Source organism: Clostridium sp., assembly GCF_051278035.1.
In the GTDB taxonomy this organism is placed as follows: Bacteria; Bacillota; Clostridia; order Clostridiales; family Clostridiaceae; genus Clostridium_AD.
This window is the reverse complement of sequence record NZ_JBNMNU010000113.1, coordinates 1-13,837: the sequence shown is the minus strand read 5'-3', so window position 1 is coordinate 13,837 and position 13,837 is coordinate 1. Positions and strand designations below refer to the sequence as shown.

Genomic DNA, 13,837 nt, shown 5'->3' with positions numbered 1-13,837 from the left:
TTTAAATAGACTAAAGAGAAATATTGAACTATGCGTTAAAACAGAAAAAACAATAAAAAGTTCTTCGACTGACTCTAAAATAAATATTGAAATGTTTATGATAAAAACTATGATGTGATAAAAGTGATACAAAAAACAAAAAACCGGTGCATGTCACCGGTTATTTTTTATGCAGTTAAAGCATTTAACTTTGCAGCTAATCTTGATTTTCTTCTTGCTGCCTTGTTAATGTGAAGTATTCCTTTTGTTACAGACATATCTAAAGCTTTAACTACGCTTGCATATGTAACTTTAGCTTCTTCAACATTGCCTGAAGCGATAGCTGTTTCAAATTTCTTTACTGTAGTTTTTAAAGCAGACTTTATCATTGTATTTTTAGCTGTCTTAAACGCAGTAACTTTAATTCTCTTTTTTGCTGATTTAATATTTGCCATTTATTTTCATCCTCCTTGAATTTAATAACGAGTCAACAGCTTTTGGGAAAACTGCATCCGAATTTTCTTAATAGACAAGTGATATTATATCATTAAAATTAAAGCACTTCAAGTGAAATTTAACCTATACATATAATTTTTAAAGAATAATAAAGCTCTATTAGGAAAAACTAATATTAAAAATTTAGGTGAGGTGAAATTATGATAAGTGTAAGAACTGATTTAGCTGTAGAAGCTAAAGAGTTATACAGAGAAGAAAGCAATGGCGAGATGCCTGGTATTGAGGTGGATGAATACAACGAAGGCGATATTAAAATAACGAATGTGAAAGTAGTGAGCGATATCGGTGCAGAAATGATGGGGAAACCAAAAGGTACATATATAACAATTGATATCCCAGAATTTGTTCACTATGATGGTGATGCTATGGATAAAGTAAGCATTGCAATGGGAAAGGTTTTGAAACCACTAGTGAAACTCGACGATAGCATGACGGCATTAGTTGTTGGGCTTGGAAATTGGAATGTTACGCCTGATGCTGTAGGACCAAAAGTTGTTTCTAAAATTATGGTGACTAGACATTTAAAGCAATTAGTACCTGACTCCATAGATGAAGGAATAAGACCGGTATGTGCTATATCACCGGGAGTCCTTGGAATAACTGGAATGGAAACTGGAGAAATCATTCGAGGAATTGTTGAGAGAATTAAACCTAATTTAGTTATTTGTATTGATGCACTGGCTTCTCGAAAAATGGATAGGGTGAATAGAACTATACAAATAGGTACTTCTGGAATTTCTCCAGGTGCGGGAATAGGGAATCAAAGAATGGAAATAAGTGAGAAAACCTTAGGAGTTCCGGTTATTGCTATTGGTATTCCAACGGTAGTTGATGCTGCAACACTTGCAAATGACACTATTGATTTAGTGCTAGATGAGATGATTAGGACCGCAAAGGAAGGCGGAGAATTTTACAATATGCTTAAATCGATTGATAAGGTGGAAAAACAAAAGATGATTGTTGAAATATTAAACCCATATGTAGGTAATCTTGTAGTTACACCAAAGGAAATTGATGTTGTTATAAATTCTGTATCTAAAATTATTGCTAATGGAATTAACATAGCTCTTCAGCCGGCTTTAGGTTTAGAGGATATAAACAAGTTTCTAAACTAGTAATAAATTTACAAAAATGTTATCATCATAGAGCAAATATATGGGAAAAGTGAATAATTTATTATAAAAAGTGCATCCTTATTAATGACGTGATAATAACTGTTATCAGAATATTATAAGGGGGCCTTTTTCATGGGAAAAAGAAATAATAAGAAAAATTTTGCCGCAATTATTTTTTGTCTTTTTATCTTTATATGTGGATTCGTCATAATTAGTATTAGTAAACCCGAGCTTCTTAGGAAAAAGTCCCCATTTACAATTGATGTAAGCTTTAAGCCTATTGACATTAGAATAGAGACAAAGGATTATATTATTTATATGAATAATAAAGTTATTGATGGCGTGAAAGAAAAATGCATTGATACATATAATGATATATTTTCGAAATAATATTCAAAGTTTTAGATATTTATGATATAATTTAATTTAATTCGTATATAATAATGGGGGTAAAAATTAATGCAAAGCAACAGACAAAAGCACATAAGAAACTTTTCTATAATTGCACATATTGATCATGGCAAGTCTACTCTTGCAGACAGATTACTAGAAAAGACAGGAACTTTAACAAAACGAGAAATGGATGAACAAGTACTTGATAATATGGACCTAGAAAGAGAAAGAGGTATTACGATAAAATCTCAACCAGCTAGGCTAGTATATAAAAGAGACAATGGAGAAGAATACATATTTAATTTAATAGATACTCCAGGGCATGTAGATTTTAACTATGAGGTTTCTAGAAGTTTAGCTGCTTGCGAAGGTGCGGTACTTGTAGTTGATGCATCACAAGGAATTCAAGCTCAGACATTAGCAAACTGTTATCTTGCAGTAGATAATGATTTGGATATTGCTCCAGTTATAAATAAGATAGATCTTCCTAGTGCCAGGCCTCAAGAGGTTATTCAGGAAATTGAAGACGTCATAGGAATAGAAGCCCAAGATGCACCTCTTATTTCAGCTAAGACTGGACTTAATATAGAAGATGTTCTAGAGTCTGTTGTAAATAAGATTTCACCACCGAGTGGTGATGAAGAAGCTCCTCTAAAAGCACTGATTTTTGATTCTTCATATGATAGCTACAAAGGTGTTGTATGCTATGTAAGAATACGCGATGGTAAAGTTAGAGCAGGAACTAAAATTAAACTGATGAATACGAATAAAATATATGATGTAGTAGAAGTTGGAGTTTTTGTTCCAAATTATCTTTCTGTACCTGAGCTAATAGCTGGAGATGTTGGATATATAACAGCGTCCATAAAAAATGTAAGAGACGCTCGAGTTGGAGATACAATAACAGAAGCTGCTAGACCAGCTTTAGAGCCGCTTAAAGGATATAGACCTGCTATACCTATGGTTTTTAGTGGTATTTATCCTATAGATGGTGCTAGATATGGCGAATTAAAAGAGGCTTTAGAAAGACTTCAATTAAATGATGCTGCCTTAAATTTTGAACCAGAGACATCTATTGCTCTAGGTTTTGGATTTAGATGTGGATTTTTAGGCCTTCTTCATATGGAAATAGTACAAGAAAGAATAGAAAGAGAATTTAATTTAGAAATTATTACTACGGCACCATCGGTTATATATAAAGTAATGAAAACTAGTGGAGACCTAATAGAAATAACAAACCCAACAAATCTTCCAGAGCCTACAGAAATTGATTATATGGAAGAACCAATAGTTAAAGCTTCTATCATAACACCAGCTGAATATTTAGGAACAGTTATGGAGTTATGCCAACATAAAAGAGGTGTATATATTGATATGACTTATATAGAAACTACTAGAGTTGTGGTTAATTATGACCTGCCTCTTAATGAAATAGTATATGACTTTTTTGATGCTTTAAAATCAAGAACAAAAGGTTATGCATCATTTGACTATGAATTAAAGGGATATGTAAAAGCAACTCTTGTAAAACTAGATATTTTGCTTAAAGGGGAAAAAGTTGATGCTCTGTCCATGATTGTTCCTGAGGAGACAGCATCCAATAGAGGAAGAGTTATGTGTGAAAAATTGAAAGAACATATACCAAGGCAAATGTTTGAAATTCCAATACAAGCAGCTATAAACGCAAAAGTAATTGCAAGAGAAACTGTAAAAGCACTTAGAAAAGATGTTTTAGCTAAATGTTATGGTGGAGATATTTCAAGAAAAAGAAAACTTTTAGAGAAACAAAAAGAAGGTAAAAAGAAAATGAGGCAAGTGGGAAGTGTAGAAGTTCCACAAGAAGCATTTATGGCTATACTTAAGGTTGATTAAAAGGTAAGGTGATTTAAATATATGAAAAGTGTGGCGTTATATATACATATTCCTTTTTGTGCACAAAAATGTTTGTATTGTGATTTTCCGTCTTATGCTGGTAAGGAGAATTGTATGACTGATTATGCCACGGCCTTAGCAAAAGAAATAAAAAGTATAAGAAATATAAAAATAAGGACTATATTTATAGGTGGGGGGACTCCCACCTATTTATCTTTAGAAGGCTGGAAAATAATAAGCAAAAGTATTGAAGAATTAGACATCACAGCAGATTTAGAGTTTACAGTGGAAGGAAACCCGGGAACATTTACAAGCGAAATATTAAACATTTTAAAAGAAATGGGAGTAAATAGGCTTAGTATTGGACTTCAAGCCACTCAGGATTCGCTTCTTAAAAAATTGGGGAGAATTCATACTTTTGAGGACTTCAAAAAAAGTTTTGAAATGGCAAGAAATATAGGTTTCCATAATATTAATGTTGATTTAATGTTTGGGCTTCCGGGACAAAGCCTTGAGCAATGGTTAGAGACATTAGAAATTGTGACGAGGCTTAGCCCAGAACACTTATCTTGCTATAGTTTAATAGTAGAAGAAGGAACAGTTTTTTATAAAAGATTTAATGAAGGTACATTAAAGATGCCTCATGAGGAATTAGAAAGAACTATGTACTATGAAACCATAGAACGTCTAGGAGAAAAAGGGTATACACAATATGAAATTTCTAATTTTGCAAAAAACGATAATGTCTGCAATCATAATTTAGTATATTGGAATTTGGATGAATATATTGGGTGTGGTTCTGCTTCTCATTCATATAGTGATGGGTTTAGGTATAGAAATGAAGAAAATATAGAAAAATATATAGAAAAAATAAATACAAACGGTAATGCAATAATAGAAAAAACAATAAATTCACTTAAAGATGATATGGAAGAGTTTATGTTTATGGGTCTTAGGAAAATTCAAGGAATAAGTAAAAATGAATTTAAGAGAAGATTTAGTAAAGATATACATGGTGTTTATGGCCCTGTAATAAACAAATATGTAATAGCTAAATTTATGGTAGAGGATGATGATAATATCTATTTAACTTATGAAGGTATACAGCTTTCTAATGTAATTATGTCAGAATTCCTGCTGTAACGGCCATTAACATATGTTTTAATATATCTATATGAAAATCAAAGTAAAACGTAGCATTTGGAAGCTAACTTATAATGGTCAGTAAATAATGGCTATAATTGAAATTAGAGGTTATTGACAAATACTATAGTAAATGATATTTTAAATACATACTCGTTAGCACTCAATGGTAGTGAGTGCTAATAAAAGAGGTGATATTATGGAAATGGATGACCGAAAGATCAAAATACTTGGGGCTATAGTAACAGATTATATAAATAATGGTGAGCCCGTAGGATCCAGAACCATAGCTAAAAAGTATGATTTAGGTATTAGTTCGGCTACTATAAGAAATGAAATGTCAGATCTTGAAGAGATGGGATATATAGAACAACTACATACCTCATCTGGTAGAAAACCATCAGATAAGGGTTATAGATTATATGTTGATAGACTTATGAAAATCACAGATTTAACTACTGAGGAACAATATATGATCAAAAACAAACTTATTAATGTCGCTTTATATGAGGTTGATAAAGTTGTTAAGCAAGCAACACAAATGCTTGCGCGTCTAACGAACCTTACATCTATAGTTAAGGCTCCTTCTGTTCAAAAGAGCAGTATTAAATATATTCAGTTAATGAATTTAGATGTTGGAAGTGTTTTGTTTGTAATTATTACTGATAGTGGAATTGTAAAGAATAATTTTATTAAAACTAGTAAGTACATTGATAGTTCTACAATAGAAAAACTTACCAATATACTTAATTTTAGATTAGGTAAGCATACAATCGAACAAATAAACTTAGAAGTTATCAATAATCTAAAAAGTGATTTGATCTGTTTTCAAGAAATTTTTGATGGTATCATTCCAGCTTTATACGATAGTCTTTCTGGGGTTGAAACTTCAGAGGTCTATATTCAGGGGGCTGCAAATATATTCAACTATCCAGAATATAACAATATAAGCAAAGCCCGGGAGTTCTTAGTTCTAGTAGATAATAAAGAGAGTATGAATAGTTTGCTGGGTGTTAGGGATATTACTGGTAATATTACAATTAAAATCGGTGAAGAAAATTTTGTCGAGTGCGCTAGAGAATGCAGTATTATAACGGCAGTCTATAGTGTGGCTGAAATGCCGCTGGGATCTATTGGTGTTATAGGGCCAACTAGAATACCTTATGGTAAGGTTATATCTGTACTAACTGAAATAGTTAAAGAATTAAATGACAGTATAACTCAAATCTATGAAGACCATAGATAAGACTTAAAATTAAAAGATTTATTTTGAACCTGGAATGGAGGAGTTATTGAGTGAGTGCACGTAATGAAAGAATTTTAAAAGAAGATGTATCAATGGAAGATGAAGATTTAATCTCAGAGAATTTGAGCTTAAAAGACGAAACTTATGAAAATGGAGCTATTATAGAAGAAGTTGATGCTGATGTACATGCGGCTTCAGAAGAAGCTGAAATAGTAGATGAAGAAGAGTTTACAGAACTTCTGGAAAGTGAAAAAGAGAAAGATATGAGTAAAAAAATGAAAAAATTAATTGAAGAGAATATGAAATTACAAAGTGATGTGGATGGTTTTAAAGATAAATTTTTAAGAACAACTGCTGAATATGAGAATTTTAGAAGAAGGACATCGAAAGAGAAGGAAGGCATATACACTGATGCTTGCGCAGATGTTTTAAAGGAAATTCTAACACCACTAGACAATTTAGAAAGAGCCCTTTCTGTTGAAGGATCTTCAGAAGACTTAAGGGTTGGTGTAGAAATGACAGTAAGACAATTTAATGAAGCCTTTAGCAAACTCGGAGTGGAAGAATTAGCCTCAGAAGGCGAATTTGATCCGAATCTTCATAATGCAGTAATGCATGTTGAAGACGAAAAATATGGAACTAATGAAATAGTAGAAGTATTTCAAAAGGGATATAAAAGAGCAAGTAAGGTATTAAGACATAGTATGGTTAAAGTTGCAAACTAAATATTAATATTATATTAGAAAGATAATATTGTTAATTATTATAAATTATAAGAAATTTAAGGAGGAAATAATAATGGGAAAAATTATAGGAATAGATTTAGGTACAACAAATTCATGTGTAGCAGTTATGGAGGGTGGAGAACCCGTGATAATTGCTAATTCAGAAGGTGCTAGAACTACACCATCTGTAGTATCATTTCAAGCTAATGGAGAAAGACTTGTAGGTCAAGTTGCTAAGAGACAATCAATTACTAATCCAGACAAAACAATAAGTTCAATTAAAAGAGAAATGGGTACTGATCATAAAATAGATGTTGATGGAAAATCACACACACCACAAGAAATTTCTGCTTATATTTTGCAAAAAATTAAAACTGATGCTGAAGCTTATTTAGGAGAAACAGTTACAGAGGCTGTAATAACTGTACCTGCATATTTCAATGATAGCCAAAGACAAGCAACAAAGGATGCAGGAAAAATAGCAGGCCTTGAAGTTAAGAGAATAATAAATGAGCCAACAGCAGCAGCTCTTGCTTATGGTTTAGATAAAATGGATGTTAACCAAAAAATATTAGTTTATGATTTAGGCGGCGGTACATTTGACGTATCTGTATTAGAACTTGGTGATGGTCTTTTCGAAGTTAAATCAACTAACGGAAATACTAAACTAGGTGGAGATGATTTTGACCAAAAGGTTGTTGATCATATAGCGGATACTTTCAAAGCTGATAATGGAATAGATTTAAGAAATGATAAAATGGCACATCAAAGATTAAAAGAAGCTGCTGAAAAAGCAAAAATTGAATTATCATCATCTATGCAAACAAGCATTAACCTACCGTTTATAACCGCAGATGCAACAGGTCCTAAACATGTAGAAATGAATTTAACAAGAGCTAAATTTAATGAATTAACTCACGATTTAGTTGATTCTACAATAGAGCCAATGAAAAAAGCTCTTAAGGATGCAGGATTATCACTTAATGAAATAGATAAGGTTGTACTTGTAGGTGGTTCAACAAGAACACCAGCAGTTGTAGACGCAGTTAAAAAATTTACTGGTAAAGATCCTTCAAAGGGAGTGAATCCAGATGAATGTGTAGCGCTTGGTGCAGCAATCCAAGCAGGAGTATTAAGCGGAGAAGTTAAAGATGTTTTACTTCTCGATGTAACTCCATTAACTCTAGGAATAGAAACACTAGGTGGAATAGCTACTCCTTTAATTGAAAGAAACACTACAATTCCAGCTAAAAAGAGTCAAACATTCTCAACTGCCGCAGATGGTCAAACATCAGTTGAAATTAACATTGTTCAAGGTGAAAGACAAATGGCTGCAGGGAATAAGACACTAGGAAGATTTACTCTTTCAGGAATACCATCAGCACCAAGAGGCGTGCCACAAATAGAAGTTACTTTTGATATAGATGCTAACGGCATTGTTAATGTATCAGCTAAAGATAAAGGAACAGGAAAAGAAGCTAAGATAACAATTACAGCATCAACTAATTTAAGTGATGATGAAATTGACGCAGCAGTAAAAGAAGCAGAAAAATTTGCAGATGAAGATAAGACTAGAAAAGAAGGAATTGAAGTTAAGAACAGTGCAGAACAATTATCATACCAAACTAAAAAAACATTAACTGAACTTGGTGAAAAAATATCCGAGGAAGATAAGAAAGATATTGAAGCTAAGTTAGAAGTTCTTGATAAAGTTAAAGAAGGCGAAGATACAGAGGCTATTAAGAAAGCTACTGAAGAACTAACTGAGGCTTTCTACGCAGTAACTACAAAGATATATGAAGCAGAAGCAGCACAAGGTCAAGGAGAAAATCCTGACCAAGATAATACTTCTGAAAATGGTCCGGAAGATGACAATGTAGTGGACGCTGACTTTAAAGTAGACGATAAAGAATAAATAATTCATTTGATTAAGGGATGGGTAGTTACCCTTCCCTTAATTCAAGTAATATTGTAAGTAATCATATAATACTATGGGTTGAATTATTTTACGCAATAGTTTATATTATAGAAGTATATATATTTTAGGTGGTGTAAAGTAGCATGGCAAACAAAGATTATTATGAAACTCTTGGCATAGAAAGAGGTGCCAGTGAAGAAGAAATTAAGAAGGCTTTTAAAAAGGGTGCATTAAAATATCATCCAGATAGAAACCCAGACAATAAAGTGGCAGAAGATAAATTTAAAGAAATGAACGAGGCATACCAAGTTTTATCTAATCCAGAAAAAAAATCAAATTATGATCAATATGGTACAGCTGATGCTGGTGGATCAGGATTTGACGGCGGTTCAGGATTTGGTGGTTTTGGTGGTGGCGGTTTTGGAGATATATTTGGTGACATATTTGGAGGTGGATTCTCTCAAAGAAATCAGAATGGACCTAGAAAAGGTGCGGATTTAGAGTATAATATAAATTTAAACTTTGAAGAGTCTGTTTTTGGCGTTGAAAGAGAGATATCTATTACAAGGAATGAGAAATGTGACGATTGTAGTGGTAGTGGTGCAAAAGCTGGTACGTCGCCAAAAACTTGTGATAAATGTGGTGGAAATGGGCAGATAAAAGTTCAGAGAAATACTGCGTTCGGAAGCTTTGCTAGCATGAGCACTTGTGACAAGTGTGGAGGTAAAGGTAAAATAATTTCTGAACCTTGTAAAACTTGTCATGGCTCTGGGAAACAGAGAAAAAATAGAAAAATTAATATTAATGTTCCAGGTGGAGTTGATACTGGAAATGTTATGCCTCTTAGAGGGCAAGGAGAACAGGGTGAAAAGGGTGGTCCAGCAGGAGATTTATATATAAATATAAGAGTAACTCCTCATAAAACTTTTAAAAGAAATGGAATTGATATTCATATAGACTCTCACATAAGTTTTGGAAATGCGTCTCTAGGCGTTGAAATTAAAGTGCCTACAGTAGATGGGGATGTTAAATACAAAGTGCCAGCAGGAACACAATCTGGTACTGTGTTTAGACTTAAGGGTAAGGGTGTGCCTAGAGTAAATGGACATGGAAGAGGAGATCAATATGTAAAAGTTGTTGTTGATGTTCCTAAATCCCTTAATGATAAACAAAAGATAGCACTGAAACTCTTTATGGAAGCTAATGGCGAAATTGTAGAAGTTTCTGAAGAAAATAAAAAATCTTTTGTGGATAAAATATTAGGTAAATAGAAATAAAAAACTTCGTTTATAAAACGGAGTTTTTTATTATAAACTAGGAGGATAAAAGTGGATAAAAATTGGGTTGAAGTAACTATAATTACAAGTAGTGAGGCAGTTGAGGCTGTGTCGGAAATGTTGAATAATACTGGTGTAAGTGGAGTTTCTATTTTAGATCCTGCTGACATGATTTACAGGCGAGATCATACTACTGATTGGGACTATTTTGATGAGACTATTATAAATACAGATAATGAGGTTGTAGTTAAGGGATACTATAAAAAAGATGAAAAATTTGATGAAAATTTTGAAAAAATTACAATAGGAGTAAATAAATTGCCTGAGTTTGGACTTGATAAAGGCCTCGGATCTGTTACATGGAATAATGTAAAGGAGGAAGATTGGGAAAATAACTGGAAAAAATATTATAAGCCAACAAAAGTAGGAGAAAAGATAGTTATAAAACCTATATGGGAAGATTATAAAAAAAATTATGATGAAATAATTGTGGAACTAGATCCAGGTATGGCATTTGGAACTGGTACTCATGAGACTACTAGGATGTGTATAAAAGCCCTAGAGAGACATGTAAAGGCGGATTCTACAATTTTTGATATAGGAACAGGGTCGGGTATCTTATCTATCACAGCAGCTAAGCTAGGGGCCGAGAAGGTTATAGGAGTGGATTTGGACCCTGTAGCAGTGGAGTCTGCAAAACAAAATGTTAGTTACAACGATGTAAATAATATTGAGATATTATATGGAGACTTAATGGAAGTTGTAAAAGGAAAAGCCAGCATTGTTATAGCGAATATAATGGCAGATATAATTATGTTTTTGACTGAGGGAGTTAAGCCATTTATAGTAGAGGGCGGGTACTTTATATCTTCAGGAATAATTTTAAGTAAAAAAGATGAAGTATTAAACAAATTAACATCATGTGGTTTTGCAATTGAGGAGATAAACATAGAGGGCGAATGGGTTTGCATCGTTGCAAAGCTCTAGTGTGATAATCAAACAAGTCGAGGTGAGAATAAATAATGCATAAATTCTTTGTTCCAAAACACAGTATAGTGGATAATGTAGCTATTATTGATGGTGAGGATGTAAAACATATATATAGGGTATTAAGACTCAAGGTTTCTGATAAAGTTAGTATAAACAACTCTGACGGCAAAGAATATATAGGTGAAATAACACTAATAGATAAAAAGCAAGTAATTATAAATCTGTTACAAGAAAGTCCCATAAATAATGAAAGTCCTATCGAAGTTTATTTATTTCAGGGCCTTCCAAAATCAACAAAAATGGATTTGATAGTTCAAAAAAATACGGAACTTGGAGTTAAAGAAGTAACACCTGTTATTACAGAGAGAGTAGTAGTTAAAACTGAGCTTAAGGATCTTAAAAAGGTAGATAGGTGGAATAGGATAGCATTAGAGGCTTCTAAGCAAAGCAAGAGAAGTTTGGTGCCTCAAATCAATGCTCCTATAGATTTTGAAAGTCTTTTAGAACAAGTGAAGCACATGGATTTAGTGGTGGTGCCCTATGAGAATGAAGAGGGCTATGGTATAAAAAAAACAGTTCAAAACATAGGAAAAAAACATATTGTTAAAGTTGCTATTGTAATAGGACCAGAGGGCGGATTTGAAGATTATGAGATATTGAAATTAAAAGAAATAGGCGCCGAAATTATAACTTTGGGACCAAGAATACTTAGAACTGAGACAGCGGGGTTTACATGTTTAAGTTTGATAATGTACGAATTGGGGGATTTGGGAGGAATTGTGTAATGAAAATTGCAATCACAACCTTAGGTTGTAGGGTAAATCAATATGAATCAGAAGCAATGGTAGAAAAATTTCTTCGCGAAGGATATGAAGTAGCAGAGTTTCATGAGTTTTCAGATGTATATGTTATTAATACATGTACTGTAACTAATATGAGTGATAAAAAGTCAAGACAGATGATAGGACGTGCAAGAAGATTAAATAGTGAGGCTGTAATTGCAGTAGTGGGATGTTACGCACAAATATCCACTGAAGAAGTAGCAAGCATTGAAGGTGTCAATGTAGTTTTAGGTAGTAGAAATAAAGGTGATATTGTTTACTGGGTAAATAGAGCTAAAAATGAAAGTAAACAGATTGTAGAAGTTAGTGACGTTCTGAAAAACAAAGTATTTGAGGATTTGAATATCAGTGAGTATCAAGATAGAACTAGGGCTTTTGTGAAAATTCAAGATGGTTGTAATAGATTTTGTTCTTATTGCATAATACCATACACAAGGGGAGCAGTTTGTAGTAAAGCTCCTGATAAAATAATAGCAGAGGTTAAAGAGTTAGCCGCAAATGGGTTCAAAGAGATTCTTTTATCTGGTATACATATAGCATCTTTTGGATCTGATTTAGAAAAGGGATGGGATTTAGTTCGAATTTTAGAAGAGGTTGACAAGGTTTCTGGTATCGAAAGAATAAGAATAGGGTCAATAGATCCAACATTTTTTACAGAGGGAGTTATTGAGAAAATAGTTTCACTTAAAAAATTATGTCACCACTTTCATCTCTCTCTTCAAAGTGGATGTGATGAAACTCTTAAAAGAATGAATAGAAGATATACGGCTCAGGAGTATAAAACCGTAGTAGAGAATCTTAGACATAATATTTATGATGTGTCCATAACTACGGATATAATTGTGGGATTTCCTTTAGAAACAGAAGAAGAATTTGATGAAACCTATAATTTTTTAAAAGAATTAGAATTATCAAAAATGCATATTTTTAAATATAGCACAAGAGAAGGAACTAAAGCCGCTGAAATAAAAAATCAGATTAATGGAAATATAAAAGATGATAGAAGTCATAAACTCATTGAACTTAACAATATATTAGAACAAAAATTTATGAGTAAATTCTCGAATAAATGTATGAGTGTTCTTTATGAGCAAAGGTGGAGCAATAGTTGTGACGAATTTCAAGGCTACACTGATAACTATATAAAGGTTGTTTCGAAGTCTAATAGAAGTGTTGAGGGTGAATTTTGTACCACTAAGATTTTAGGATGTAGAGAGGATCATTTAATTGGAGAAATGCAAGAGCTAAAATAGTTTAATCAATAATTAATATAGATATAGCAGGAGAATAAAATTTTATGTTGAATAGTATAATAATATAAGATGGTTAGGAGGTGATTATGTGGATGACTGTATTTTTTGTAAAATTATAAAAAAGCAAATTCTTTGTGAGTTAATTTACGAGGATGAAAGCGTAATAGGATTTAAAGACATAAGTCCAAAGGCGCCGGTACACGTTATAATTATTCCTAGGGTGCATATTTCTAACATCAACGATATAAGTGAAGATGAATCAGGTGTAATAGGTCATATATTCATTGTTGCAAAAAAAATTGCAAAAGACCTAGGTATTTCTGAAACTGGATATAGAATCGTTTCTAATTGTGGGGAAAATGGCGGTCAAAGTGTTCAACATATACATTTTCATTTATTGGGAGGCAGGATGCTTAAGTGGCCACCTGGCTAATCAAAAACCAATTTTGATAATGTTGTGTTTTTAGCAATGATTTATGTGCAAATACATTTTATATGGTCAAAAATCAATGAAATTGTTGACATACTGCAAAATAATGTTGTATAATAAAAAATGTGCTATTTAGGC

13 protein-coding genes are annotated in these 13,837 nt (G+C 32.6%); 12 read left to right on the top strand and 1 reads right to left on the bottom strand.

Going from position 1 to position 13,837, the window contains the following annotated elements:
- Positions 1-167: 167 nt before the first annotated feature.
- Positions 168-434: a 30S ribosomal protein S20 gene (rpsT, locus tag ACJAX4_RS15840; RefSeq protein ID WP_435790417.1), complete on the bottom strand. Its 267-nt coding sequence runs from the start codon at positions 432-434 to the stop codon at positions 168-170.
- Between the two features lie 201 nt (positions 435-635).
- Here rpsT and gpr point away from each other — a divergent pair, with 201 nt between their 5' ends.
- The 12 genes from gpr to ACJAX4_RS15780 all read left to right on the top strand — a co-directional run bounded on the left by gpr (position 636) and on the right by ACJAX4_RS15780 (position 13,702).
- Positions 636-1,610 (top strand): GPR endopeptidase, encoded by a 975-nt coding sequence (gpr, locus tag ACJAX4_RS15835; RefSeq protein ID WP_435790416.1) that lies wholly within the window; start codon positions 636-638, stop codon positions 1,608-1,610.
- 132 nt (positions 1,611-1,742) lie between these two features.
- Positions 1,743-2,000, top strand: coding sequence for a hypothetical protein (locus ACJAX4_RS15830; RefSeq protein ID WP_435790415.1), 258 nt, complete (start codon positions 1,743-1,745; stop codon positions 1,998-2,000).
- Between the two features lie 69 nt (positions 2,001-2,069).
- Positions 2,070-3,875 (top strand): translation elongation factor 4, encoded by a 1,806-nt coding sequence (gene lepA, locus ACJAX4_RS15825; RefSeq protein ID WP_435790414.1) that lies wholly within the window; start codon positions 2,070-2,072, stop codon positions 3,873-3,875.
- 21 nt (positions 3,876-3,896) lie between these two features.
- Entirely contained in the window at positions 3,897-5,018 is a 1,122-nt protein-coding gene (hemW, locus tag ACJAX4_RS15820; protein ID WP_435790413.1) for a radical SAM family heme chaperone HemW, read from the top strand.
- Between the two features lie 199 nt (positions 5,019-5,217).
- The gene (gene hrcA, locus ACJAX4_RS15815; RefSeq protein WP_435790412.1) at positions 5,218-6,264 is read left to right on the top strand and encodes a heat-inducible transcriptional repressor HrcA; all 1,047 of its coding nucleotides are present in this window, start codon (positions 5,218-5,220) and stop codon (positions 6,262-6,264) included.
- 92 nt (positions 6,265-6,356) lie between these two features.
- A complete protein-coding gene (gene grpE / locus ACJAX4_RS15810; RefSeq protein ID WP_435790418.1) occupies positions 6,357-6,989 on the top strand; it encodes a nucleotide exchange factor GrpE in 633 nt (210 codons plus the stop codon).
- 73 nt (positions 6,990-7,062) lie between these two features.
- The gene (gene dnaK, locus ACJAX4_RS15805; RefSeq protein WP_435790411.1) at positions 7,063-8,904 is read left to right on the top strand and encodes a molecular chaperone DnaK; all 1,842 of its coding nucleotides are present in this window, start codon (positions 7,063-7,065) and stop codon (positions 8,902-8,904) included.
- A gap of 146 nt (positions 8,905-9,050) precedes the next feature.
- Positions 9,051-10,178, top strand: a complete 1,128-nt coding sequence (dnaJ, locus tag ACJAX4_RS15800) for a molecular chaperone DnaJ (RefSeq protein ID WP_435790410.1) — start codon at positions 9,051-9,053, stop codon at positions 10,176-10,178.
- Between the two features lie 57 nt (positions 10,179-10,235).
- A complete protein-coding gene (gene prmA / locus ACJAX4_RS15795) occupies positions 10,236-11,171 on the top strand; it encodes a 50S ribosomal protein L11 methyltransferase (RefSeq protein ID WP_435790409.1) in 936 nt (311 codons plus the stop codon).
- Between the two features lie 35 nt (positions 11,172-11,206).
- Positions 11,207-11,959: a 16S rRNA (uracil(1498)-N(3))-methyltransferase gene (locus tag ACJAX4_RS15790; protein WP_435790408.1), complete on the top strand. Its 753-nt coding sequence runs from the start codon at positions 11,207-11,209 to the stop codon at positions 11,957-11,959.
- Entirely contained in the window at positions 11,959-13,269 is a 1,311-nt protein-coding gene (gene mtaB / locus ACJAX4_RS15785) for a tRNA (N(6)-L-threonylcarbamoyladenosine(37)-C(2))-methylthiotransferase MtaB (RefSeq protein WP_435790407.1), read from the top strand. Before ACJAX4_RS15790 ends, mtaB begins: the two co-directional genes overlap by 1 nt.
- Positions 13,270-13,357: 88 nt before the next feature.
- Complete coding sequence (locus ACJAX4_RS15780; protein WP_435790406.1) at positions 13,358-13,702, top strand: histidine triad nucleotide-binding protein; 345 nt, start codon at positions 13,358-13,360, stop codon at positions 13,700-13,702.
- Positions 13,703-13,837: the final 135 nt, after the last annotated feature.